Origin of the sequence: Stenotrophomonas sp. (assembly GCF_050737575.1) — a bacterium.
Lineage (GTDB): Bacteria > Pseudomonadota > Gammaproteobacteria > Xanthomonadales > Xanthomonadaceae > Stenotrophomonas.
In genome coordinates this window covers 257,838-281,287 of sequence record NZ_JBOHXW010000005.1, presented here as the reverse complement: position 1 = coordinate 281,287, position 23,450 = coordinate 257,838, and the positions used below count along the sequence as shown (strand labels likewise).

Genomic DNA, 23,450 nt, shown 5'->3' with positions numbered 1-23,450 from the left:
GCGCAGCATGGCTGCGCTCTACGGAGTTACGGCGTGGCGCAGGTGAAGTTCTTCCTTGCCCCATCAATCTTGCCGACCATGCGGTCGCTCAGGGTCAGGGCGTTGCCGTTGAGGCGCCAGTCGTAGATCACGCTGAAGGCCAGCACGCGGGCGACGTACTCGCGGGTTTCCTTGTAGCTGATGGTCTCGATCCAGAAATCCGGATCGTAGTTCGGGCGCTGTGACTGCCAGCGTGCGGTCGGCGTCGGGCCGGCGTTGTAGGCGGCGATGGTGACGTAGGGCTGGCCGTTGTACTTGTCCATCAGCTGGCGCAGGTAGGCGGTGCCGATGGCGATGTTGGTGTCCGAGTCGTACAGGCTGGCCGCGCCGCCGTAGCCGCTCAGGCCGATGCGCTTGGCCACGGCGGCGCCGGTGGCGGGCAGCACCTGCATCAGGCCCATCGCGTTGGCGGGCGAGCGCGCTTTCGGGTTGAAGATGCTTTCGGCGCGGATTTCAGCGGCGATCCATGCCGGGTCCAATGCGTTGCGGCTGGCTTCGCGGCGGATGCTGTCGTCGTGGTGCAGCGGGAAACGCAGCGTGTACAGGCGTTGTTCCTGCGGCCCCTTGAGCGCGAACACCGCGCGGTCGAACCAGCCATCGTTGCTGGCCACTTCCACTGCGAGGCGGCGCTGGGTGTCGTCGAAGCGGGTCAGTGCGTCGGCCCATTCGCGGGCGGCCCAGGTCGGGCGCTCGATCTTGTTCAATTCCAGTGCGCGGACCAGCGCCGGGTCGCGGGCGACGGCGGCCTTGGCCTGGGCGCTGTCGTTCGGATTCCACGGGCACAGTGCGTAGGGCTGCTTGAGTTTGTCGGCCGCCAGGAAGCCGTGAAACGTGGGGTCGGCTGCTGCCGCGCGGTACAGCGCGGTAGCGTCGGCTGGTTTGCCGGTCTTCTCCAGCAGGCGACCTTCAAACCAGCGCCAGCGCGAATCATTGCGTTGGCTGGCGGGCATTTTGCGGATGGCGGCCAGCGCTGCCGGCCAGTCGCCGCGCGCCATCGCTTCGCGCGTGCGCCATTCGTGCAGGCGCTCGTCGTACGCCGACTCGGGCACGGCCGCCAGCCGACGCGCGGAGTCGGGTAGATACGACGCCACCGTCCATAGCGCGATTTCGTAGCGCACCTGGCCTTGTTGGTCGGCGGTCAGCGCCAAGGTTTGTGCGTACTGCGGCAACTGCTGTTCGGCGGCATCCGGGTTGGCTTTGGCCAGCTTCTGCAGTCCATCGGTGGCGATGCGGCGGCTGCGTTCGTTCTTCGGCCAGTTCAAGGCGCGCGTGTCTGGCGTGTCGACGAAGGCGGCGTAGTCGTTGGCCTGTGCCAACTCCGCGGCGGGCAGGCCGCGCGCAGCCGAGCGCATCACCGCTGGCTGTTGTGCATCGGCGGCGGCATCGATGCGCTCCCAGCGCAGCGCAGGCGTCAGCCCGCCGCGGCTGCTCAGCACCGCGAAGACTGCATCGCAGGCATCGGGCAGCGACTTGCCGCTGCTGCGCCACAGCGCCTGCGCATCGTTGGTCCACTGCGCGTCGGCCTTGCCGGTGGCCTGGCGCGCGTTGAGTTCGGCGCAACGCATACCGGCGTCGTTGCTGGGCTTCCAGTTGGCCAGCAGCGTCGGCCAATCCTGGCGACGGGCCAAGGCAGGCAGCCAGGCGGCGCGGAAGGTTTCGGCCACCGCTTGGCCCTGATAGCGCTTGAGGAAATCCTGCGCCTGGGCAGTGCTCAAGGTATCGAGGTTGCGACGCAGCGTGCTGTATTCCAACCAGCCGTACAGCGGATGGTTGCGCAGTGCGCTGGCGGCGTTCGCGTCGAACTGGCCGCGTTCGGCGTTGTCGATGGCCGTACGCATGGCCGCGCGCTGCGCTTCCAGGTTCTGGGCGGAAGCGGCGCTGCAGGCCAGCATGGCGAGCGCGGCCAAAGGCATCAGAGAAAGTCGTTTCATGGCCGAAGCATAACGGCCGTTGCGTCAACGGCCGAGCAAGAGTCCGACTACGGGATGAACGGGGCGGCGGGGGCTTCAGATTGGGATAGTGCAGAGGCGCCAGTGCGTGCATTTGGGAGTGACGGCGGAACTCGTCAGCTGCCTATGCGATGGACGGTGAGCGCTGGCCTTCTATGGGCTGAACGAAAGGCGTCAAGGCAGATGGCAGCGGCAAGGCGAGGGCGTAGCGTCGGCGATGAGGCAGCCGGCCTCGCTCTGGGGGAACTGGACATGGCATTCAGTGCAGCAGGCAATTCCGGACGTCCGTTGGCCGACATCAACGTCACCCCGTTGGTGGACGTGATGTTGGTGCTCTTGATCATCTTCATTGTCACCACACCGATGGTGGCCATGCCCATTGCGGTGGATCTGCCACAACACACCAACAAGATCATCGACCGCCCCGAGCCGCCACCGCCGATCGAAGTGCGCGTGGATGCAGGCAACCAGCTGTACTGGAACGGCCAGCCATTGGCCCGAGCGGATGTGCAGTCGCGTTTGGCGGAGCAAGCCCAGATACACGCCGGCAACGTGCCGGAACTGCGGAGCGCCGCCTCGCCAGATGCACAGTACGAAGTGATGGCGCAGGTGCTGGCCGCTGCCAACAACGCACATATGGAACGCATCGCGTTCGTGCAGTAGCGGTTGAACAGTGCACCCGGGAATCCACTCGCGGTTCCCGGGCGCAGTGGCTTACAGCGGCACCGCGAAGCTGCGTTTGAGGGTGTTCATGGCCACTGAGGTGCGGAAGCGTTCGATGTTGTTGTCGTTGCCGAACAGACGCTCGCTGATGGCTTCGTATTCCTCCATCGAAGCCAACGAAAGCACCAGCAGAAAGTCGCCGTCACCGGTGATGGCATAGCACTGCTGCACCGATGGCTCTTCCTGCATGCGGCGTTTGAGCGGTGCCACCTTGCTCTTCTGTTCGCTGACTACCCGCACTTCGACGATCAGCGTCAGCGGGCGGCCCAGCAATTTCGCGTCCAGCACCGCTGTGTTCGCGGCGATCACCCCGATGTCCTGCAGCCGACGGATGCGCCGTTGCACCGCCGGTGCGGACAGATGCACGGCCTCGGCGATTTCGCGTTGCGGGGTGCTGCTGTCCTGCTGCAGCAACGCCAGGATGGCGCGGTCGAAATCGTCGAGAACGGGGAGCTTGGCCATGGCGAGCGGAAATTGCGTGGAGGGGGTGTCAATTGAGCCAAGCGCTCGCGACGAGCGCAATACAATACGCGCCATGCAGACTTCTCGATTCGCGCCGCTTGTACCGGTGCTGGCGGTGCTTGGTGCGGTGACTTCGCTGGCCATTGGCACGTCCTACGCAAAACAGTTGTTTCCCTTGATCGGCGCGCAAGGCACCAGCGCCTTGCGCGTGGGTTTCTCGGCGCTGTTTCTGTTGCTGTTGTGGCGGCCCTGGCGCTGGCACACCAGTCGCATGGATGCCGCCGCGATTCTGCGCTACGGGCTGACGCTGGGCGTGATGAACCTGCTGTTCTACATGGCCATCCGCACCATTCCATTTGGCATCGCAGTGGCGATTGAATTCACCGGCCCGTTGGCGGTGGCGATGTGGTCGTCGCGGCGGGTGATCGATTTTGTCTGGGTGGGCTGCACCGTGATCGGGCTGGCGCTGCTGTTGCCGCTGGGCGGGGCGCAGTCGCTGGATCCGACCGGTGTGGTGTACGCATTGGGCGCCGCCGCGTGCTGGGGCCTGTATATCGTGTTCGGCAAACGTGCCAGCCATCTGCACGCCGGTCACACCGTGTCGCTGGGCCTGGCGGCGGCTGCGTTGGTGGTGGTGCCGATTGGCGTTGCACATGCGGGCAGCCTGTTGCTGGACCCCAAAATCCTGCTGGCCGGCGCGTTGGTGGCGGTGGTGTCCAGCGCGATTCCGATGTCACTGGAAATGATGGCGCTCAAGCGTCTGCCGAAGGAGACGTTCGGCATTCTCATCAGCATGGAGCCGGCGGTGGCGGCGCTGTGGGCGATGCTGCTGTTGCACGAGCAACTCACCGGCCTGCAGTGGCTGGCAATCGGTTGCACGGTGCTGGCGTCGGTGGGCAGTACGGTGACGGCGCGTCGGCCGCGCGCTGTGGATATTCCAACAAGTTCGTAAGCGGTCAGTTCCGCAGGCTGTTGCCCGGAACTTCGACTTCCATTTCCACCGCCAGATGGTCCGAATGCGCAGCTGGCACGGCGCGGGTATCGACGACCTTGAGCGTATCGCTGGTCAGGATATGGTCGATGGCGCGGTCCGGGCCCCAGCTGGGGAAGGTGTGCACCAGGCAGCCGGGCGGCTGCAGCCGGGTCTTGCGGTAAAGCACCTGCATTTCCGGGCGTTCGGCAGTGCAGTTGAAATCGCCCATCAGCACCGCGTTGGGGTGGTCGCTGAGCAGGTCGGAGATGAAATCCAGCTGCGACAGGCGCGAGCTGACGCCGAGCGACAAGTGCGCCACGGCCACCGTCAGGCCTTCGTTGCCATCGCCGAACCGGGCCAGCAGCACGCCGCGTCCGCCGAGGCGGCCGGGCAGGGCATGGTCCTGCACTTCCACCGGCTCCAGCCGGCTGAGCAGGCCATTGGCGCTGGAGGCCACGCCGCCCATGCGGCGGTTGGGCTGGTGGCTCCAATAGTTGAAGCCGGCCCGTTGCGCCAGATAGTGGGTTTGATTTGTGAAGCCCGAGCGCAGGCTGCCGGGGTCGGCCTCCTGCAGGCCCACGATGTCGCGACCGCTGGCCAGCTGGGCAATGGCGTCCAGGCTGGAGCGTTTTTGGCCCGCAGGCAGGGCATGCGACCAGCTGCGGGTCACATAATCACTGTAGCGGCGGGTGCTGGAACCGGCCTGGATGTTGGCCGTCAGCAACCGCAATGTCTGAGTGGGGGATTTCACGGCTTGCAAATCAGGGGCCTCGAAACCGAGGCCCCAGGAATACCTTACTTGGCGTTGGCAGCGCGTTCGCGCGCGATCAGGTGGTCGGCGATGCGGAGCATGTCGTCAAAGCTCTTGCCCTTCACCAGGTACTTGCCGTTGACGATGATCGACGGGGTGCCGGCAATCTTGCTGCGCTGGGCGAACTGCTTGGCGCGGTTGACCTTGGCCGCGACCGAGAAGCCGCTCATGGTGTCCAGGAAGGTCTTGGCGTCCACGCCGTGCTGGCCGTAGAACTTGGCGATGTCTTCCGGCGAATCCACACCCATTTCACCCTTCAGGGTCTTCTCGACGTGGATGGCGGCGTACAGCGGGTCGTGGGTCTTTTCCTGCACGCCCAGGGCTTCGGCGGCGTAGAAGGCGCGCGCGTAGTTGTCCCAGATACCGCCAAAACCGGCTGGCACATAGACAAAGTTCACGTCAGCGGGCAGGCCGGCCTTCCACGAGCCGACCAGCGGCTGGAAGCGGGCGCAGGCCGGGCAGACATAGCCGAAGATCTCGGTGACTTCGATCTTGCCGGTCGCCGGCTGGAACGGCTGACCGCCTTCGATGACAACGTAGTCGGTACCTGCGACCGGCTCCGGGCCCACCGGACGGGCCGGGGCCGGCACCGGGGTGTTGGCAGCGGCTTCGGCGGTGGCGCCTTCGGCAGCAGCGGGGGCTGCAGCGTCGGTGGCAGCCGGTGCGGCCGGTGCGGCCGGCGCAGCAGCCGGAGCGGCTTCAGTGGCGGCAGGCGTGGTGGCCGGGGCAGCGGTTTCGGCAGTGCCGTCCTGGGCCTTGCAGGCCACCATCAGCGGAAGCAGGGCCGTCAGGGCCAGGGCGAAGCGGATATTCATCAGGTTGGATCTCCAGCGAGGTTTCGTTGATGCATCAGGCCGCTGCACCGCGGCGGGCGCCGGCATGATGCCATTATTGATGGCGGCGGCTGAACCGGCGGCGCGCTGTTCGCGCCGCCTTGCCAGCTTCAGCGGCCCTTGCCAGCCGCGCGTTCGCGGGCAATCAACGCATCGGCGACACGCAGCGTGTCTTCAAAGCTACGGGCGCGGACCAGGTACTTGCCGTTGACGATCATCGCCGGGGTGCCGGGCACTTGGGTACGCAGGGCGAAGTCGCGCGCTTTCTTGATCTTTTCGTCCACCTGCGCGCTGCCCAGGGCTTCGACGTAGCGCTGCGGTTCCACGCCGTAATTGGCATAGAACGTGGCCAGTTCCTGCGGCGAGACGCTCTGCATCGGCAGGCTGCGCTGCTCATGCAGGGCCTTGAACACGTCGGCATGGCTGCGCTTGAGCACGCCCACCTGTTCGGCGGCGTAGAAGGCACGGGCATAGGCATCCCAATAACCGCCAAATGCGGCCGGCACCGGGGTGAAGCGGACATCAGCGGGCAGCTTGGCTGTCCAGGCTTCCAGCTGCGGCTCGAAGTGCGCGCAATGCGGGCAGGTGTAACCGAACACTTCCACCACTTCGATCTTGCCAGCCAGCGGCTCAAACGGGCCGGGCGCGGCGATCAATTCATAGTCTTCACCCTGCACCGGGGCGGTGGGCGAGGCGCAGGCGGTCAGCGGCAGCGCCGTGGCAAACAGCAGGAACAGGCGGGGCAACAACTTCATCGGGGGGAATCTCCAGTGAAAAAAGCAGACGCCGACCTTGCGGCCGGCGTATCTGCGAACAGCAGCGTTTTGCCGGCCGCCGGGGCGGCTGGCGGGGTCAGGGTTGGGCGGCGGAGGCAATCACCTTGGCGTCGTGAGCGCGGTCATGCAGGCCTTGGACATAGCTGGCCAGCGCCTGGATTTCCTGCTCGGTCAAGGTCTTGCTGATCTGCTCCATGATCTTGAATTGCGCGGTATCGGTTTCCTGGGTCTGCCCGGCCTGGTAACGCTGCAGGCGTTGGCTGACATAGCCAGCGTACTGCCCGCCGATATGCGGATAAGCCGGCCCCGGATTACCGGCACCGGCCGGCCCGTGGCAGGCCATGCAGGCTGGAATGTTGCGGCTGGCATCGCCGCCCCGGTAGAGCTTCTGGCCGATTTCATAGAACTTCAGGCCGGCATACGGGCCATCGGCCACCACCGCGTCATCGGCAACACCGGCACCGGCCTTCTGCGTGGCGAAATAGGCGCCGAGGTCCCGCATGTCCTGCGGAGTGAGGTCCTGCACGAACGGCATCATCGCCACCACGGCGCCTTCATTGCGCTGGCCGTTGGCGATAAGCGCCAGCTCCTTGGCAATGTAACGCTCGCTCTGTCCGGCAATGCGCGGGTAGATATCCACCGGCGAATTGCCATCGGCACCGTGGCAGGCCGTGCAGGTGGCCGACTTGGCCTCACCAGCCTTGGCGTCACCGGGTTTGGTTTTGCTGAAATCCACTTCCAACGGCGCGGTATGCACCGGTGCGTTGTCCGGAACCGGGATGACCGAACTCTGGGCGAACGCAACGGCGGCAATGACGGGTACAACAAGTGCGGTAACGGCAAGAACACGAGCATGGCGCATGCGGAAGCTCCGTGTGGACCGGGCCAGGCGGGGCTTCCGCCGGCATCGCCCGGATTATCAACGCCGTTTCGCGGCAGGGTCAACGAAGCAGTGCAGCAAAAACCGGAGCCGACGGCACACAACCGGCGCTGCTGGCGGTTGCCGGAGATGCCGGGGCTGTGCCCGGCAAGGGCCAATACAGCCAACGCGCGGCGCCGCAACATGCGATCCTATGCGCATGTCACAGCTTCTTGAAAATGCCCGTTACCTGCTTTCCGCCCACACCAGCCGGCAGTTGCCGCCTGATGAAGGGGCCGAAGTTGCATTCGCCGGCCGCTCCAACGCAGGCAAGTCCAGCGCACTCAATGCGCTGACCCGCCGCAATGCGCTGGCCCGCGTCTCCAAGACCCCGGGCCGCACCCAGCAATTGGTGTTCTTCCAGGTCACGCCCGAGGCGAGCCTGGTGGACCTGCCGGGCTACGGTTATGCCAAGGTCCCGCAGGACCTGCAGGCGCACTGGCAGGCCTTCATTGACCAGTATTTCCGCACCCGTCAGGCGCTCAAAGGCCTGGTGGTGGTGATGGACATCCGCCACCCGCTGAAGGAATACGACCGGCAGATGCTCGGTTACGCGGTCCAGCGTGGCCTGCCGGCGCACGCCTTGCTCACCAAGGCCGACAAGCTCGGCCGTGGCCAGCAGATGCAGGCGCTGAAGCAGGTGCGCAAGGAACTGTCCTCCGCGTTCGGCGACACCGTCGGCGTGCAGCTGTTTTCCGGCGAATCGAAGCAGGGTGTGGATGAAGCCCGTCTGGTCATCGGTGGCTGGCTGGGCTTGAACCCGCCGGTCGTGGCTGAGGTTCCGCAGGGCTGATAGCGCGGGGGCCGGCTATCGAGCCCCCGAGCCATCCGAAGTATCCCTTCTCCCGTAACGGGGTGAAGGCATGCGGCTTACGAGCCACTGGCTCGTGCATGACTGAACGCCACGCACGCTGTGCGTGGCCGGGGCGCGGAGCGAGGTGCCCCGAAGGGGCGGATGAGGGGAGCTTTGGGTGCATTGATTGGCATCTAGCCTTGGCTCGGATGGACGTCTGCGTCTGGTCGCGAGTCGGCTCCGGCTTTGCCCTCACCCCAACCCCTCTCCCGTGAACGGGAGAGGGGCTTCAAATTCTCCGCTTATCTATTACTTCACCGGCAACGGCGCGAACTCGCCCGGTACCCAGGCGAAGGCGTCGCCTTCGCTCCGGACGTGGCCCAGGCCGGGGAAGGGCAGGTGCGCGCCTGCCACCCACCAACCCTTCGCTGCCGCCTCGCTCATCATCGTGCGGCGGCTGGCTATCGCTGCGTTGCGGTTGCTGTCGGCTTCGTAGGAGGCATCCGGGCGGGCGAACTGCACCGCGTGGAAATGCACGATGTCGCCCCAGACCAGCAATTGCTGGCTTGCACCTGCGTCCAGCCGGTACGACACATGCCCCGGCGTGTGGCCGTGGCTGTCCAGTGCGGTGACGCCGGCCGGCAACGTGTCGCTTGATGTGAAGCGACGCAGGCTGCCGGCGGCGGCATACGGCGCCACGGCGTTGCGGGCCAGGGCGAAGGCAAAGCGCAGCGGCTGTGGTGCGGTGGCTTCGCTGGCCGGGTCCAGCCAATAGTCGGCATCGGCCTTGGACAGCCACACCGTGGCCTTGGGGAAGGCGGGCTTGCCTTGCGCGTCGAGCAGGCCGCACAGGTGGTCCGGATGGGCGTGGGTCAGCAGCACATCGTCGACCTCTGAAGGCGCATAGCCGGCAGCTTGCAGGTTGCTCAGCACCTGACCAAGACCGGGGCCGAAGCATTGCGCGGTGCCGGTGTCGACCAAGGCCAGGTGAGTGCCACGCTGCACCAGATACGCGTTGACCGCGGTCTGCAGGCCTTTGCCGTCTTCCGGTACATAACGGTGATCGAGCAGGCGGGTGACGGCGCCGGCGTCGATGCCGATCAGCTCCTGTCGGCCCAGCGCGACCGTGCCGTCGAACAGCGCGGTGACCTGCAGCTGCCCGATCTGTTGGTGATACACACCGGGCACTTGCTGCTGCGGTACGTGGGTGGTGGAGGCAAACGTGGTGCTGGCACAGGCGCTCAGCAACAACGCAGCGGCAAGGCGATGGACGACGGGAAAACGCATGGCAGGTTCCGTGGAGGGCGGCGTTGCCGCGAGGCCCTCATGCTGCCGGTGATGACGCGTGCGATTCGCTCACAATGTTGTGCGAATCGCTCGCACATGGCTCAACTGTTGCCGATGGCCGCCGGCTCCAGGCCGTAACGCGTGGCGAAACGTTTGTTGAAACTGCTCAGTGAGCGATAACCCACCCGCGCGGCCACGCTCTTCAATGGCAGCTGCGTGGTGTAAAGCAGTTGCATGGCGTGCGCCAGCCGCGCGTCGCTGATCAACTCACGCAGGCCCAGTTGTTCGCCGGCAAGTCGCCGCCGCAAGGTTGCCCCGCTCATGCCGAGCTGTTGCTCGAAATCACGCGACTGCCAATCGCGTTGCGGCTGCGCGGCGACCAGGTCGCGGATGCGTTCGCCCAAGCCGGGCTCCGGTGGGATCAACAGGCTGCCGTGGCCATGTCGGCAGAACGCCACCGCAAGGGTGGCCAGCGCCAATCGCGCTTCGGTGTAGTGGCCCGCTTCCAGCGCCTGCCGCCATTGCAGCAGCGTGGCGCCGTACTCGGCCAGCGCCAGTTGGGCGAGGGCATCGCCAGCGTCGGGTAGGGGCTCGTTCCACAAGGTGCGCGCAGCGCTCAGGGCTTCGGCGCAGAACGGCACGATCGCGCTGAGATACAGACCGCTGTGTGGATCGGGAATGTTGACCACATCAATCCGGCAGCGGCGGCTGACCAGAAAAATATCGCCCGGTGCCAGTTCCAAGGATTGCTGCGCGGTGCGGACCTGTTTGCGTCCCTGCAGCAGGATGGCGAACTGCGGCTGCGGAATTTCCACCGACGATGCGCCGTGTTCGCGGCGCGCAGTGATGCAGGCGTAGCCGTCCGCGCGCTGGCAGTCGGCCAGCGTGGCCAGCTGTGTGAGCAGCGCGGCATTGGTGGGCGGTTGGCGTGTCATCGGGTCACAACGCGGTGTTGAACAACTGTCCGATGGCTGCAGCTGCGCTCATCGCCAGCGCGCCCCAGAACATCACCCGCAACGCGCCGCGCACCGGTGCGGCGCCGCCGACATGTGCGGCCAACGCGCCGGTGATGCACAGGCCGACCAGCGTGGACGCGGTGGTGATCTGCGCCACATGCGCATGCGGTGCAAGCAATGCAGTCAGCACTGGCAACGCCGCGCCAGCGATGAATGCTGCTGCGGACGCGGCGGCTGCCTGGATCGGGCGGGCGCGCAGTTCCTCGGTAATGCCCAGTTCGTCGCGTGCATGTGCGGCCAGTGCGTCGTGGGCGGTGAGCTGCACGGCGACTTCGCGTGCCAGTTCCGGTGACAGCCCGCGGTGCCGATAAATGGCGGTGAGTTCGTCCAGTTCGCTGTGCGGGTCTTCGTGCAGCTCGCGGCGCTCCACCGCCAGATCGGCGTGCTCGGCATCGGCCTGGGATTGCACGGACACATATTCGCCAGCGGCCATCGACATGGCGCCAGCGACGGTGCCGGCAACGCCAGTCGCCAGAATGGTGGACGCCGATGCGCCGCTGGCGGCGATGCCGACCACCAGCCCGGCCACCGAGACGATGCCGTCATTGGCGCCCAGCACGGCGGCACGCAGCCAGCCGACGCGGTCGGAGCGGTGGACTTCCGGATGTCTTGATCGGCTCATGCGTGCAGTTTAGGACGGTGCGTCAGCCCACGGCGGAACGACTCGCAAGCGCAGTTGCGGGGTGCAGCCCAGTCAAGCCGGTGTCGATAGGATGCTGAAACCCGCCACGGTGACATGATGGCAAGGGGTGCCGCGATATAGTGCGCCCTTGCGATGCAGGGCCCCGGCCCCCACATCCCGCCCAGACCAGATTCCTGCGAGCCTCCCCTTGTCGAGCCCCAGCCACGTCGCCGATACCCCCATCACCGACCGCGACCAACTGGTCGAGAACATTGCCTCGGGCGAAAAGCCCAAGTCGCAGTGGCGGATCGGCACCGAGCACGAGAAGTTCGGATTCCGCCTGGATGACCTGCGTCCGCCCACCTTTGACGGCGAGCGCGGCATTGAAGCGCTGCTCACCGGGCTGACCCGTTTCGGCTGGGAGCCGGTGCGGGAGAACGGCAACACCATCGCCCTGCTGCGCGACAACGCCTCGGTGTCGCTGGAGCCGGCCGGGCAGTTGGAGTTGTCCGGCGCAGCGCTGGAAGACATCCACCAGACCTGCGTGGAAACCGGCACCCATCTCAATGAAGTGGCGCAGGTGGCGGGCGAATTGCAGCTGGGCTTCCTGGGCATGGGCTTCCAGCCCAAGTGGACGCGCGCGGACATGCCGTGGATGCCCAAGGGCCGCTACCAGATCATGAAGAACTACATGCCCAAGGTCGGTTCGCTCGGCCTGGACATGATGACCCGCACCTGCACGGTGCAGGTCAACCTGGATTTCGCCTCCGAAGCGGACATGGTGAAGAAGTTCCGCGTGTCGTTGGCGCTGCAGCCGATTGCCACCGCGCTGTTCGCCGATTCGCCGTTCACCGAAGGCAAGCCCAACGGCTTTTTGAGCTACCGCTCGCACATCTGGACCGACACCGACGCCGGTCGCACCGGCATGCTCGACTTTGTGTTCGAGGATGGCTTTGGTTACGAGCGTTACGTGGACTACCTGCTCGACGTACCGATGTATTTCTCCTACCGCGACGGCATCTACCACGACGCCAGCGGGCAGAGCTTCCGCGATTTCATGCAGGGCAAGCTGCCGGTGCTGCCGGGCGCGATGCCGACGCTGCGCGACTGGTCCGATCACATGACCACGGCTTTCCCGGAAGTGCGCCTGAAGAAGTACCTGGAAATGCGCGGTGCCGACAGCGGCCCGTGGAGCCGCATCTGTGCGCTGCCGGCCTTCTGGGTGGGCTTGTTGTACGACCAGACCGCGCTGGATGCGGCGTGGGATCTGGTCAAGGATTTCAGCCTGGTCGAACGCAACGTGCTGCGCGACGGCGTGCCGAAGCATGCAATGAACCTGCCGTTCCGCAACGGCACCGTGCGTGACCTGGCTGCGCGCGCGCTGGAGATCGCGCGTGATGGTCTGCGTCGCCGCGCCGCGCTCAACAGCGACGGCCAGGACGAGACGCATTACCTGGATGTGCTGCAGGAGATTGTCGATTCCGGCAAGACCGCTGCCGAGCGCAAGCTGGCGCTGTTCCACGGCCGTTGGAACGGAAACATCGATCCGGTGTTCACAGAGTTCGCTTACTGATTCCGCCGGCTGGGCGACGCGCTTGAGGCGCGTCGCTCGGCCGTGTTAGCGTCGCCGCCAGACTACGGTGTGCAAGGACGCGCAATGAATCGAATGGTCGGATTGCTGGTGCTGCTGGGCGTGCTCGGTGGCGGCGTGCATGTCTACAAACGCTACGACGCGGTGAAGCAACAGGAGCAGGCCGCAGCCGCTGCGCGGGTGCTGCCGGACCGCAGCGTGATTGATGTTTATGGTCGCCCCGGCTGTGCCTATACCAGCCGCATGCTGACCGAACTGGAGCAGGCCGGCGTGCCGATACGCTTCCACAATATCGACTATCCGCACACCCAGGCCGCCTTCCAGGAGCGCTTTTCCGGCAGCGGTTTGGCGACCTCGCGCGGCTACGCCTTGCCGGTGATTGCGGTGGCCGGGCAGGAGCTGGCGCGGCCGCAGCCCTCCAGCGTGGTGTACGCCTACCGGCACCGCTGACGGACGCTGCATGGAGTGGCTAGACTGCGCGCTCAACTCGGAGTCACGCGCATGACCAGCAAGGCCGAAGAGATTGTTTTCTACACCCACCCGCAGTCACGCGGCCGCATCGTGCGCTGGATGCTGGAGGAGATCGGGCAGCCGTATCGCACGCAAGTGCTGAGCTTCGGCGAGGACATGAAGTCACCGGAGTATCTGGCCATCAATCCGATGGGCAAGGTGCCGGCCATCGTCCATCGCGGCACGGTGGTGACCGAAGGTGCGGCGATCTGCAGCTACCTGGCCGATGCATTTCCTGCGGCGCGGCTGGCGCCGGCATTGGATGACCCGCGACGCGGCGAGTATTTCCGCTGGCTGTTCTTCGCCGCCGGCCCGGTGGAGGCGGCGGTCAGCGCCAAAGCGTTGGGTTTGCTGGCACCGCCGGAACGGTCGGGAACGGTGGGTTACGGCAGCTTCGAGCAGATGGTCGATACGCTGGAAGGCGCGGTCGCTGAAGCGTATCCGTGTGCTGGGCGAACACTTCAGCGCGGCCGACGTGTACGTGGGCAGCCAGGTGCTGTGGGGCACGATGTTCAAGACACTGCCCGAGCGTGACGCCTTCACCATCTACGGTGAGCGACTGCGTGCGCGCGAAGCGTGGCAGCGTGCGGCGGCGCTGGATGATGCGTTGATTGCACCGCGCAGCTGAGTGCGGCTTTCTTCTGATTTATGGCGGTGCGCTGTTGAAGCGATCTGTCGGCTTGGATGTGCCGTGAATCGCAACATGGCGTGATCACTTTCGCGATCACGCCATGCGATGCAGCCGACCGAAGTGCGAAGGCTTACTTCGCTGCCGCTTGCTGATTCCATGCAGTCACTTTCGCTTTGGCGCCTTCCAGCAGCGCATCCAGTGCGGCGCGATCATAGACCTGGCCGCGCAGGATGACGGTGTTGATGGTGCGGGTGGCTTCAATGTCTTCCAGCGGGTTGCGATCCAGCAATACCAGATCAGCGGCCTTGCCGATGTCCACGGCGCCGTAGCGGTCGAGCTTGCCGAACCATGCCGGGCCGCTGCGGGTGGCGGCGATCAGTGCCTGCGGCGGCGTCAGGCCTTCGCGCACGTACAGCGACAGTTCGTTGTGCAGGCCGATGCCGGGATAGTTGTACGAATTGAGAAAGCCCGCATCGGTGCCGGCCATGATCTGCACACCGGCTTCCTGCAGCATCGGCAGCACGGCGGCGACCTGGGCGTAACGCGCGTGGCGCGCCTGGATCTGCTCCGGCGTGGCCTTGGCTGCGCGCTCCACGCGCCAGTCGTAGGTCTTGCGCAGGCCCGGGCCGATGTAGGCCAGGTAGGCGTCGTTGTCGTGCGGCTCAACGTCGAGGAAATCGATGATGCGGCCGCCGTCCAGCGTGGGCGTCACCGCCACGCCGAGTTCGGCGAAGCGGCGGTAGGCGGCCATCGCGGTATCACGGTCGAAACCGGCATGCAGGCGACGGTTGGCTTCAGCGCGGTCGATGCGTCCTGCGGCGAAGTCGGCGGCAATGGTGGCTTCGTCCTTCACGCCGGCCTTGTAGGCGTAATCGAGGTGCTCGATGGAACTGATGCCGGCATCCACCGCCTGGCTCACGGTGAGCGCCATCGGAATATGCCCGGAGGTGCGCAGGCCACGCTGTTTGGCCTGGCTCAGCGCGTACAGGAACAACTCGGGCGTGAGCGTGCTGTCGGTGATCTTGACGAAGTCCACCTGGTCGCGCTGCTCGCGGTCCAGCGCCGCATCCACACCAGCTTTATCACCGGCTTCAATGGTGCCTTTCCAGACCGGCTTGAGGCCTTCGATCTTGGCGCCGGAGGTGAACAGTTGCGGCCCGAACAACTGGCCGCTGGCGATCTGCCCGCGCCATGACAACACCTGTTCGGCCAGGTCGCCGGAAGCATCACGCACGGTGGTGATGCCGTGCGCCACGTACAGCGGCAGAAGGGCCTTGTTCTCCTCGATCAGTTCCGGGCCGCCGCCGAAATGCACATGCATGTCCCACAGGCCGGGGATCAGGTAGCGGTTCTTCGCGTCGATGTTTTTGGCGGCGCGCCACTGGCGGGCGAGGGCGTTGTCGTCACCCACGGCGACGATGTCGTTGCCGCGGATCACGACCGTTTGATTGGCGCGGGTGCTGCCGTGTTCGACATCGACCACGGTGGCATGGCGGATCAGTACATCGGCGGTCGTTTCGGCTGCGATGGCCGGTGCAGCAGAGACCAGCAGCGCCGACAGTGCGAGGGAGAGCGGAGTTTTCATGCAAGGACTACCTGATAAGTGCGGCGCGAGCGCAGCAGGAAAGGGGCTGCGCTCAACGTGCGTTGGCGGCAAGCAGCAGACGGATGTTGTCGGACTGACGGCGTTGGCGGGCGTGCTGCAGCGGCGTCACGCCATCCGCGTCGGCCAGGTTCACATCGGCGCCGGCAGTGATCAGTTGCTGCACGATGGATACATGCTGCGCACCGCCATCGCCGAGGATGATGGCCTCCAACAAGGCGGTCCAGCCAAGCCTGTTGACGTGGTCCACCGCCACGCCCGCGTCGATCAAGGTGCGCACGACTTCAACATGGCCGCGTTCCGCAGCAGGAATCAGCGCAGTGCCGCCGTAGCGGTTGGTGCTGCGCAGGTCGGCGCCGTGCTGCAGGGTGGCGCGCAGGATTTCCAGCTGACCGCTCGCGCCGGCCAGCAGGTAAGCGCTGTCGTTGAGGGTGTCCTTGGCGTTGACGTCGGCACCGGCGTCGATCAAGGCCAGCGCGGCGGCGGTCTGGCGTTCGCGCACGGCGGTGAGCAGCGGCGTTCGGCCGTCAGCATCGCGCGCTTCAAGCTCGGCACCGGCGGCCAGCAGCCGGCGGACATCGTCTGCCTTGCCGGCGCTGGCGGCGTGGTGCAGTTGCCGGTTCTGCGGCCCTGCGTCGGCACCGGCCGCGCAGGAGGCCAGCATCGCTGCCAGTGCATGTGTGGTGACCCAGTGCCGGGCTGCCATGGTGTTCTCCAGTTGCGTGACGGCCTGCGGGGCGCGCCGGAGGTGACTGCGCCAGCGTTTACGCCGGCCCTGCGCCGATGCTACAAGTCGCTCATTCCATCCAGAAATTAAATGTATTGATGGGCGACATTTCAAAATCGAATAGATCGGTGTTTGATCTCGACCTGCTGCGCGCGCTGGTGGCGGTGGCCGATTGCGGCAGCTTCACCGTCGCCGCCACGCGCCTGCATTCCACCCAGTCCACCATCAGCCAGAAACTGCGGCGTCTGGAAGACCTGGCCGGGCACCGGCTGTTGGACCGTGGCGCGCGCGACGTGCGCCCGACCGACATCGGCGAAACCGTGCTGGGCTACGCGCGGCGGATGCTGGCCTTGAACGAAGAACTGGCTGAAGCGCTGTCCAGCGGCGGTGCGCCGATCACGCTGCGCTTCGGCGTGCCGGAAGATTTCGCTGCCGGCCGCACCACGCGCCTGCTGGCCGAGTTCAGCCGCGATCACCCACGCGTGAAGCTGGAAGTCAGCAGTGGCTTGAGCCGTGCGCTGGGCGAAGGCTACGACCGTGGCGAGTTGGATCTGGTGTTGGTCAAGCAGCGACGCGGCAGCCGCGAAGGCGTGGCGTGTTGGCCCGAGCCAATGTGCTGGATCGACGGCGCCGCCAGCCCGGCATTCGGCAACGACCCGGTGCCGCTGGTGGCGTTCCCGCCGCGTGGCCTGTACCGCGAAGACATGATTGACGCCGTCGAGGCCTTGGGCCGCCCGTGGCGCATCAGCTTCACCAGCTCCAGCCTTGGTGGCATCCAGGCGGCGGTGGGTGACGGGCTCGGCATCAGCCTGTTGCCCGCGCGCGCGGTGACTGCGGCGCACTTCGTGCTGGGGCCGGAAAGCGGCCTGCCGGTGATCGACAGCATCGAGCTGGTGTTGCTGCACCGCGCATCGGCCGATCCGGAGATCAAAGTGCTGGCGGCGATGTTGCAGCGGATGTTGGGTGAAGCGACAGGTTGAAGCGGTTGATACGCACTCATCTGTAGCGCTGCTGATGTCTGCAATGCCAATTCAATAACTGTGCAGTCCGCGCTTTTGGCATGCAGACCGGCCGGGTTACCCTCGGTCAATTCTGATTGCAGAGGCGGGGCGCACATGCGGTTTGTTCTTCTACTGACACTTCTTGCGCTGGGCGCGATCAGTGCGCACGCGGCAGACGCGCCACGCGCATTCACCCGCGCCGACGCCACATCCGCCATCGCTGACATGCGCAAGATCGTCGTGCCCGGTGGCATCGAACGACTGGAAAAAGTGCGCATCGGCGGCATCGATCAGTGGATCAGCATCCGTGGCAACAATCCGCGCAACCCGGTGCTGTTGATGCTGCACGGCGGGCCGGGCTGGGTGGCGATGCCGACCAGCTGGTACTTCCAGCGCGGCTGGGAAGAATATTTCACCGTGGTGCAGTGGGATCAGCGCGGTGCCGGCAAGACCTACGCGTCAAATGACCCGGCGCTGGTCACGCCGACCTTGAATGTCGCGCAGATGGTTGCCGACACCGAAGAGATGGCCGCGTGGGTGCGCCGCGAGTTGGGCAAGGAAAAAATATTCGTCCTCGGCCATTCCTGGGGCAGCTATCTCGGCTTGGAGTTGGCGCGCAGAAAGCCGCAGTGGCTGCACGCCTACATCGGTATGGGCCAGGTCGCCAATGCACCGGAAAGCGAACGTCGCGGCTGGGCGTGGGCGCTGGAAATGGCACGCAAGGACCGCAACGCCGAAGCCATTGCCGAGCTTCAGTCCGTTGCGCCGTACGCGCAGGGCGCCGAGAGGGTTCCGGTGGCGGATCTGATGAAGCAGCGCAAATGGCTCAACTATTACGGCGGCATGGTTTATGGCCGTGATGGCGGCAGCGCGGAAGCGGCCGCCGTCAAGCTCGCTCCGGAATACACCGACGACGATCTGGCGAAGGTGTGGCAGGGCATCGACACCTCGGTGGACGCGTTGTTGTCGAACGTGCTGACCACCGATTTCAGCAACGTCAAAGCGCTGGATTGCCCGGTGATTCTGTTTCTCGGTCGGCACGATAGAAATGTGTCATCGACTGTTGCCGCGGAGTGGTTCGAGCAGTTGCAAGCGCCATCAAAACGCGTGGTGTGGTTCGAGAACTCCGCCCACGAAATGATGAACGAAGAGCCGGGCAAGACGCTGCTGTCGCTGGTGCAATATGCGCGACCATTTGCGGCGGATGAGCTGGTGGCTGAGGCGCGGTGAGTTTCAGGCGTTCGATCGTGCGTGCCGTCGAACGTCATGGAGGGTGATGTGCCGTCCAAGGTTGTTATTTCGTAAGCGTTTGCGCGCTGCTCAGTAACGCGCTGCCGTCAGCGGCGCATCGGCCCATTGCCAGGCTTTGGCCTGCTGGCGCGATGTCTCGCTGGCGGTGTTGGCCTGACCCAACGCCTGTTGTGCCTGCGCCAGACCAAACAACGACCAGCCATTGAGTGGATAGGTCTTCAGATCCTGTGCGAATGCTCCCGCCGCACCTTCCGCATCACCGGCATCAAGCAGCGCGGCGCCCAGATAGGGGCGCACGGGCAATGGCCAGTCGGCCGGTTCGTTGTAGGCAAGTGCATCCTCGGCCGCAGCGGCCTCGCGCAAGGCCGTGATGGCTTCGGTGTGTTTGCCTTGTGCGCGCAACACTTCGCCCCGCAGCAGTGCATCGGCCACTCTCAGCACGCCGTCGGCATGGTTGATGTCGAAAAAACTGACCTGCGCCATGGCGGGATCCATGGCAATCACATGTAGTGCATCGGCTTCGCGCATGGCCTCGGCCAGCGCACCCTTGCGCGCATGTGCCATGCCGCGCGCGAAGTGCCGGATGGCGGCCGGGTAGGGCAGTTCCGGTGGCGCACTGGTATCGGCGAGGATGGCGTCCCATTCGCCGAAGCGGACCTGGGTGAGCGCAGGTGCAACCACGAACTGCTGCATGAACTGCAGGGGCGCCTCGCCCATCGCTGCACGATCGGCGCGGTCCGCCGTTTGTCTTGCCGCCTGCGTTGCCAACGTGCGCGAGCCGGTGAGGCCGGTGGTCATCGTGGCGAAGTGCCAGTTATGCGGCACGTAACCCAGCGGATACACGCCATTGCTGCCACGGCATACCGCGAGAAAATCCTTGTCGGCAGTGGTCGCCGCCAGGTTGGTCAACGTCGCATCGTGATAGCGGCCAACGCGGATGTAGATGTGTGCCGGCATATGCACCAGGTGGCCGGAGCCCGGTGCCAATGCGGCAAGCGCGTCGGCCTGCGGTTCGGCACGTTGCGGTTCGGGCGAGGCCTCGATGGCGTGGATGTAGTAATGCATCGCGCCGATGTGACGCGGATTGCGGGCCAGTACGCGTTCCAGTTCCGCAACCAGTTTCGGCGTGAATTCAGCCGGCGCACCATCGGCCTGCCAGTACGCCCACGGCGACAGATCCATCAAGGCTTCGGCGTACAGCGTCGCCGCATCATCGTCATCCGGGAACTGCGTGACCACGCCTGCCATCGCCTCGGCATACCGCTGGTCCAGCGGCTTGCGATCCTCCGGCGCCGGATCGGCATAGCGCACCTGCAGCGCCTGGATCAACGCACGATCAACCGGCTTCGCATGACTGGCGAGGCTGGCCGCACGCGCCGCCAAAGCCGTGGCGTCGTTGGCCAACGTTGGGCCCATCGGCAGATTGATGTTCGGCCCCATTACCAGCGCCTGACCCCAGACGCATATCGCACATTGCGGATCCAGGCGCGCGGCTTCGGCAAAGGCGCGCCCGGCGGCTTCGTGGTTGAAACCGTAGGTCAAGCGCAAGCCCTGATCGAAATAACGCTGTGCCTCCGGCACACGCGACCCTATATCGCGGTGCAGATCACCGAAGTTTTCAAGCAACGGCAAACTACTTTTGGAAGCCGTTGACGCGCCGTTTTCAATACCGGATTTCTTTGAAGAATCACAACCGGCAAGCAGCGCGAAGACCAAGACTGAGGACAGCAGCGGGGACAGGAATCGACGGTCCATTGCGGCGTTTCCGGGACGGATAGGCGCGACGATACTGCGATGCAAACCGGGAGGTGATATGGCGTTGTGAAGGCAGCTTCCGGGGCCTGTTCAGATGGCCGCGAGGCACGTTGCTTGTCCTGTTCCCGAGGCTCTTTTATCGCCCTTTTTGATGGTTCCCGGCAGGTGGCTTTCGACCCGAAGCTGAGGTCCGTAAACCTGTTGGGCGGGATTGGCAACGGCTTCTGCCGAGTTCGCGGGGATCGCCTATACGTCGCTTGTTAGCCGGATCCAGCCGCCCCAAGATCGAGCTGAATCAAGGGGGCGGCGCTGTACGATGCGCTCCAGGTGGGCCCAATTGAGGCGGTGGACATGTTGATGAGACATCAAGGTGCGCGTGCCAAGGCGGACTTGGCGCTTTTGGATGCCAAGACCATTCGCGCGGTAGTTCGACCGTTGTTTCGCCGCCGTAACGATTACAGCCAAGCCACTCTCGACGAACTGCCCTCCGAACTCGGTAGATTTGGGATTTTGACGATCAAGGACCTGCGGCTTCTCATGAAGAAGCACAGGCGCGCTCTTCTGGAAGATGAAAACATCAGAATGAGCCGTACTGAAACGCTATGGCTGAATCAGGAAGCCAATTTTGCAGGTCTCGACGCGTTCGCTGGGAAATCCTGGCTCGCCCTTCCTGGGCTCGTACGGCAAGCGATGGAGTTGGAGTTTGGCGAGGATGCCGCTGTCTATGTTGCGGAGCGATAGTCTGGCAACTCCACAAGGACAGACTCCACAAAGACCGGCGCATGATGTCCTTCGGGGCCACCGAAAACATGCTTGGCTTTTGAAGTATCGGGAGCGGCAATGCGACTTCGCCATATCGTCCTCATGGCACTGCTCTGCAGCCCGCTGCCTGGATGGTCGCAGACGGCTCGCGAACTACGTGAGTGGGCGATCATGGGGCCCAGAGGAGTCGAGCGCCTGCCTGATGCTGTGCGTTCGTATGCGAACTCGATCGGCTGCAACGTCCCGTTCAATCCAAACAACCTTGCGCGCTGGGAGGGAGATGCCGGAGTACGTTACATCGCTTTGGTCACGCTCGACGAAGGCTGCTCCGGGGACACGGGAAGCTGGAGATCGATACTCCTGGCGGTGCGGCAAGGGGCAAATGCCACGCTGCTCATCCATCCAGACGACTCCTTGCCAAAGCTAAGCTCGGAAGCGTTCCCGCAGATGATTGACTCGATTTCGGCCACAGTGCATGGCGTCCGGTTTGCAGGGCGTGTTCCGCAAGTACATGACGATCACAACAACCCGTCAAAGCCTGTCGCTGGAACCATCGTGTGGACGGGGAGGGAGTGGGCCGTTCTGGACTGATCAACGCTGGCCGCAGAACATCATGCGACCCGAAGCGAACCGTGCGTGCAGTGCAGTAATGAAGGTGATCGGGGCTGGATGCCTTGGGGGAATTCGCGTCGCTTTCCTTGCTGATGAATAGGGAGGTCAAGGCGATCGTTGAAGCGCAGCCGGTGCAGAACGACGCGCGTATTCACGAGCTACGGTTCAGCCTGGTTGGGCTCGGTGATCGCGGAGAAGTGTGATGGTTGGGAGAAGAGTGTGTGACGCTCGATCAAGTGCGCGCGTTCTCGCAGTGACTGATGCAATTCATGCCGCAGCGCTGCGGGTTGCCGCATCTTCACAGTGCATCCACTTAGTCCAACGTCAGCTGACAGCCGGTCATGACTGCGGCAAAAAGGCCGCTATATTCCAGATACCCCAGACGAAGGAGGGTGTGGAATGTTTCTGACCAAGCAACATCTAGTGATGGCACGTACGCTCGCTGTGGCGATTGTCGCCACTGCGGGCCTTGCTTCCTGCGCAACCTACAAAGAAGAGTTTGCAGGGATCAACTCACGTCTCGATCAACTCGACACGAAGGTGCAGGGCGCGGCACAGAGCGCCGAATCCGCAAATCAATCCGCGCAGCAGGCCAACCAGCGGTTGGATCAAATTGAAGGCCGCGTTCAGCAGTTGGAAAGGGCACCCCGGCGCACGCCGCGCGGTTGATCGCTTTTACGCAATTCGTTACGAGCGTCTGAACACTGGATCCGGTGGCCGTTGCTGGCCACTGGTTTCCTTCTCGTCAGGCAGTCGTCATTCCAAGGAATCGTCCCATCCGTACATACACATACCCTGCACTCCCAACCCTTTGTAGTGCGTTGGCAATGGCGCTGGCGTTCGCAAGTATTGGCGTGGCCAGTGCCGAGGATGCCGCCACGCAGCCCGTGGCCGCCGTCGATGAGCTTCCATCAGGCCAAGACGTATCCGACACGGTCATTGAGCTCGCCGGCTGGGTTGTCGCAAGCAAGGACAACCAAGGCTATCCGTTCGCGATCATGGACAAGGCTGCGGCACAGATTCTGGTGTTCAGCGGCGACGGTCGGCTTCGTGGCGCGACACCGGGGCTGTTTGGCTCGGCGATCGGCGATCACACCGCCCCCGGTGTCGCCGGGCTCGCGCTTCGCGAGATTCCAGGCCGGGATCGCACGACGCCTTCAGGCCGTTTCATCGGCGGTTTCGGCCCATCACTCGATGCGGGGCGCGTGCTGTGGGTCGACTATGATTCGGCGGTTTCCATCCACCCGACCGCTACCGGTGTGCCGGCCGAGAGACGCACCGAACGCCTTGCGTCACCGTCGCCGGACGACAACCGTGTCACGCATGGCTGCATCAATATTTCGCCTGGATTTTACGAGCAGGTCGTCGCGCCGACGTTCGAGCGCGGTGGCGTGTTCTACATCCTGCCGGACAAGGACTCGCTGGCGAAGACCTTCCCGGAGTTCGCGCAGAGCCGCGCGACCGCGGAACACAACGATGAGAAGCGCACAGCGCCTGATGCGCGATGAAGGGCGCATCTGCGTGTTGCGCTGTGTGTGTGAGGTGACGCGGTAGCTGACGCCGCTCGTGGTCAAGCCTCTTTTCCCGGTGCACAGCGCAATGTCATGCCTTTCGCGCAATTGAGGATACGAACAGGCTTTACGTCTGATCCTGGCAACGGATGCGCGTCATGGGGCCGTGGAGCCTGTGTCTTCCACTCGGACATCTGACGCATCGGCGTTGCTTCGTTCAGTTTGTTCGGTGAACCGGTCTGACAATTCATTCAAGCCGATGCGGCTTCGCGGCTCGGCTCACTATTGGCATT

Annotated in this window: 23 protein-coding genes and 1 pseudogene; 12 read left to right on the top strand and 12 right to left on the bottom strand. The window is 64.6% G+C overall.

The features are described 5' to 3' along the window. Positions 1 to 26: 26 nt before the first annotated feature. On the bottom strand, positions 27 to 1,970 hold the full coding sequence (locus ACREP4_RS11830) for a transglycosylase SLT domain-containing protein (RefSeq protein WP_431596378.1): 1,944 nt from the start codon (positions 1,968 to 1,970) through the stop codon (positions 27 to 29). Positions 1,971 to 2,240: 270 nt separating this feature from the next. Here ACREP4_RS11830 and ACREP4_RS11825 point away from each other — a divergent pair, with 270 nt between their 5' ends. Next, entirely contained in the window at positions 2,241 to 2,651 is a 411-nt protein-coding gene (locus ACREP4_RS11825) for an ExbD/TolR family protein (protein WP_431596377.1), read from the top strand. A 51-nt stretch (positions 2,652 to 2,702) separates the two neighbouring features. Here ACREP4_RS11825 and ACREP4_RS11820 read toward each other — a convergent pair whose 3' ends face one another. Further along, positions 2,703 to 3,173, bottom strand: coding sequence for an Lrp/AsnC family transcriptional regulator (locus ACREP4_RS11820; RefSeq protein WP_431596376.1), 471 nt, complete (start codon positions 3,171 to 3,173; stop codon positions 2,703 to 2,705). A gap of 73 nt (positions 3,174 to 3,246) precedes the next feature. Between ACREP4_RS11820 and ACREP4_RS11815 the strand changes: the two genes are divergently transcribed. After that, positions 3,247 to 4,125 carry an EamA family transporter gene (locus ACREP4_RS11815; RefSeq protein WP_431596375.1) on the top strand — a complete coding sequence of 293 codons (879 nt, stop codon included), beginning with the start codon at positions 3,247 to 3,249 and terminating at the stop codon, positions 4,123 to 4,125. Between the two features lie 4 nt (positions 4,126 to 4,129). Here ACREP4_RS11815 and ACREP4_RS11810 read toward each other — a convergent pair whose 3' ends face one another. The 4 genes from ACREP4_RS11810 to ACREP4_RS11795 all read right to left on the bottom strand — a co-directional run bounded on the left by ACREP4_RS11810 (position 4,130) and on the right by ACREP4_RS11795 (position 7,428). Further along, positions 4,130 to 4,870 carry an endonuclease/exonuclease/phosphatase family protein gene (locus tag ACREP4_RS11810; protein WP_431596474.1) on the bottom strand — a complete coding sequence of 247 codons (741 nt, stop codon included), beginning with the start codon at positions 4,868 to 4,870 and terminating at the stop codon, positions 4,130 to 4,132. A gap of 71 nt (positions 4,871 to 4,941) precedes the next feature. Then, the gene (locus ACREP4_RS11805; protein ID WP_431596374.1) at positions 4,942 to 5,772 is read right to left on the bottom strand and encodes a thiol:disulfide interchange protein DsbA/DsbL; all 831 of its coding nucleotides are present in this window, start codon (positions 5,770 to 5,772) and stop codon (positions 4,942 to 4,944) included. 128 nt (positions 5,773 to 5,900) lie between these two features. Beyond that, positions 5,901 to 6,545 carry a thiol:disulfide interchange protein DsbA/DsbL gene (locus ACREP4_RS11800; RefSeq protein ID WP_431596373.1) on the bottom strand — a complete coding sequence of 215 codons (645 nt, stop codon included), beginning with the start codon at positions 6,543 to 6,545 and terminating at the stop codon, positions 5,901 to 5,903. Positions 6,546 to 6,642: 97 nt separating this feature from the next. Continuing rightward, the gene (locus ACREP4_RS11795; protein ID WP_431596372.1) at positions 6,643 to 7,428 is read right to left on the bottom strand and encodes a c-type cytochrome; all 786 of its coding nucleotides are present in this window, start codon (positions 7,426 to 7,428) and stop codon (positions 6,643 to 6,645) included. A 217-nt stretch (positions 7,429 to 7,645) separates the two neighbouring features. Here ACREP4_RS11795 and yihA point away from each other — a divergent pair, with 217 nt between their 5' ends. Beyond that, positions 7,646 to 8,278, top strand: coding sequence for a ribosome biogenesis GTP-binding protein YihA/YsxC (gene yihA / locus ACREP4_RS11790; RefSeq protein ID WP_431596371.1), 633 nt, complete (start codon positions 7,646 to 7,648; stop codon positions 8,276 to 8,278). Positions 8,279 to 8,587: 309 nt separating this feature from the next. Here the strand turns inward: yihA and ACREP4_RS11785 are convergent, their stop codons facing one another. The 3 genes from ACREP4_RS11785 to ACREP4_RS11775 all read right to left on the bottom strand — a co-directional run bounded on the left by ACREP4_RS11785 (position 8,588) and on the right by ACREP4_RS11775 (position 11,203). After that, positions 8,588 to 9,565, bottom strand: a complete 978-nt coding sequence (locus ACREP4_RS11785; RefSeq protein WP_431596370.1) for an MBL fold metallo-hydrolase — start codon at positions 9,563 to 9,565, stop codon at positions 8,588 to 8,590. Between the two features lie 101 nt (positions 9,566 to 9,666). Continuing rightward, complete coding sequence (locus ACREP4_RS11780) at positions 9,667 to 10,500, bottom strand: helix-turn-helix domain-containing protein (RefSeq protein WP_431596369.1); 834 nt, start codon at positions 10,498 to 10,500, stop codon at positions 9,667 to 9,669. Between the two features lie 4 nt (positions 10,501 to 10,504). Next, positions 10,505 to 11,203 (bottom strand): VIT1/CCC1 transporter family protein, encoded by a 699-nt coding sequence (locus ACREP4_RS11775; protein WP_431596368.1) that lies wholly within the window; start codon positions 11,201 to 11,203, stop codon positions 10,505 to 10,507. 208 nt (positions 11,204 to 11,411) lie between these two features. Here ACREP4_RS11775 and ACREP4_RS11770 point away from each other — a divergent pair, with 208 nt between their 5' ends. The 3 genes and pseudogenes from ACREP4_RS11770 (at position 11,412) to ACREP4_RS11760 (ending at position 13,932) form a co-directional block, all read left to right on the top strand. Then, positions 11,412 to 12,776: a glutamate--cysteine ligase gene (locus ACREP4_RS11770; RefSeq protein ID WP_431596367.1), complete on the top strand. Its 1,365-nt coding sequence runs from the start codon at positions 11,412 to 11,414 to the stop codon at positions 12,774 to 12,776. A gap of 84 nt (positions 12,777 to 12,860) precedes the next feature. Further along, positions 12,861 to 13,244 carry a hypothetical protein gene (locus tag ACREP4_RS11765; protein ID WP_431596366.1) on the top strand — a complete coding sequence of 128 codons (384 nt, stop codon included), beginning with the start codon at positions 12,861 to 12,863 and terminating at the stop codon, positions 13,242 to 13,244. 51 nt (positions 13,245 to 13,295) lie between these two features. Then, positions 13,296 to 13,932: pseudogene (locus ACREP4_RS11760) on the top strand (glutathione S-transferase family protein). Between the two features lie 133 nt (positions 13,933 to 14,065). On the opposite strand, the gene ACREP4_RS11755 reads toward ACREP4_RS11760, so the two are convergent. After that, on the bottom strand, positions 14,066 to 15,520 hold the full coding sequence (locus tag ACREP4_RS11755) for an amidohydrolase family protein (protein ID WP_431596365.1): 1,455 nt from the start codon (positions 15,518 to 15,520) through the stop codon (positions 14,066 to 14,068). Between the two features lie 52 nt (positions 15,521 to 15,572). Next, positions 15,573 to 16,202 (bottom strand): ankyrin repeat domain-containing protein, encoded by a 630-nt coding sequence (locus ACREP4_RS11750; RefSeq protein ID WP_431596473.1) that lies wholly within the window; start codon positions 16,200 to 16,202, stop codon positions 15,573 to 15,575. 161 nt (positions 16,203 to 16,363) lie between these two features. Between ACREP4_RS11750 and ACREP4_RS11745 the strand changes: the two genes are divergently transcribed. After that, entirely contained in the window at positions 16,364 to 17,245 is an 882-nt protein-coding gene (locus tag ACREP4_RS11745; protein ID WP_431596364.1) for a LysR substrate-binding domain-containing protein, read from the top strand. A 135-nt stretch (positions 17,246 to 17,380) separates the two neighbouring features. Further along, positions 17,381 to 18,496 (top strand): alpha/beta fold hydrolase, encoded by a 1,116-nt coding sequence (locus ACREP4_RS11740; protein WP_431596363.1) that lies wholly within the window; start codon positions 17,381 to 17,383, stop codon positions 18,494 to 18,496. Positions 18,497 to 18,586: 90 nt separating this feature from the next. On the opposite strand, the gene ACREP4_RS11735 is transcribed toward ACREP4_RS11740, so the two are convergent. Next, positions 18,587 to 20,272 carry a hypothetical protein gene (locus ACREP4_RS11735; RefSeq protein ID WP_431596362.1) on the bottom strand — a complete coding sequence of 562 codons (1,686 nt, stop codon included), beginning with the start codon at positions 20,270 to 20,272 and terminating at the stop codon, positions 18,587 to 18,589. A 351-nt stretch (positions 20,273 to 20,623) separates the two neighbouring features. On the opposite strand from ACREP4_RS11735, the gene ACREP4_RS11730 reads away from it, so the two are divergent. The 4 genes from ACREP4_RS11730 to ACREP4_RS11715 all read left to right on the top strand — a co-directional run bounded on the left by ACREP4_RS11730 (position 20,624) and on the right by ACREP4_RS11715 (position 23,154). Further along, complete coding sequence (locus tag ACREP4_RS11730) at positions 20,624 to 21,013, top strand: hypothetical protein (RefSeq protein WP_431596361.1); 390 nt, start codon at positions 20,624 to 20,626, stop codon at positions 21,011 to 21,013. Positions 21,014 to 21,112: 99 nt separating this feature from the next. After that, entirely contained in the window at positions 21,113 to 21,625 is a 513-nt protein-coding gene (locus ACREP4_RS11725; protein WP_431596360.1) for a hypothetical protein, read from the top strand. Between the two features lie 420 nt (positions 21,626 to 22,045). Then, positions 22,046 to 22,315 (top strand): hypothetical protein, encoded by a 270-nt coding sequence (locus ACREP4_RS11720; RefSeq protein ID WP_431596359.1) that lies wholly within the window; start codon positions 22,046 to 22,048, stop codon positions 22,313 to 22,315. 158 nt (positions 22,316 to 22,473) lie between these two features. Beyond that, a complete protein-coding gene (locus ACREP4_RS11715; protein ID WP_431596358.1) occupies positions 22,474 to 23,154 on the top strand; it encodes a hypothetical protein in 681 nt (226 codons plus the stop codon). The last annotated feature ends 296 nt before the right edge of the window (positions 23,155 to 23,450 follow it).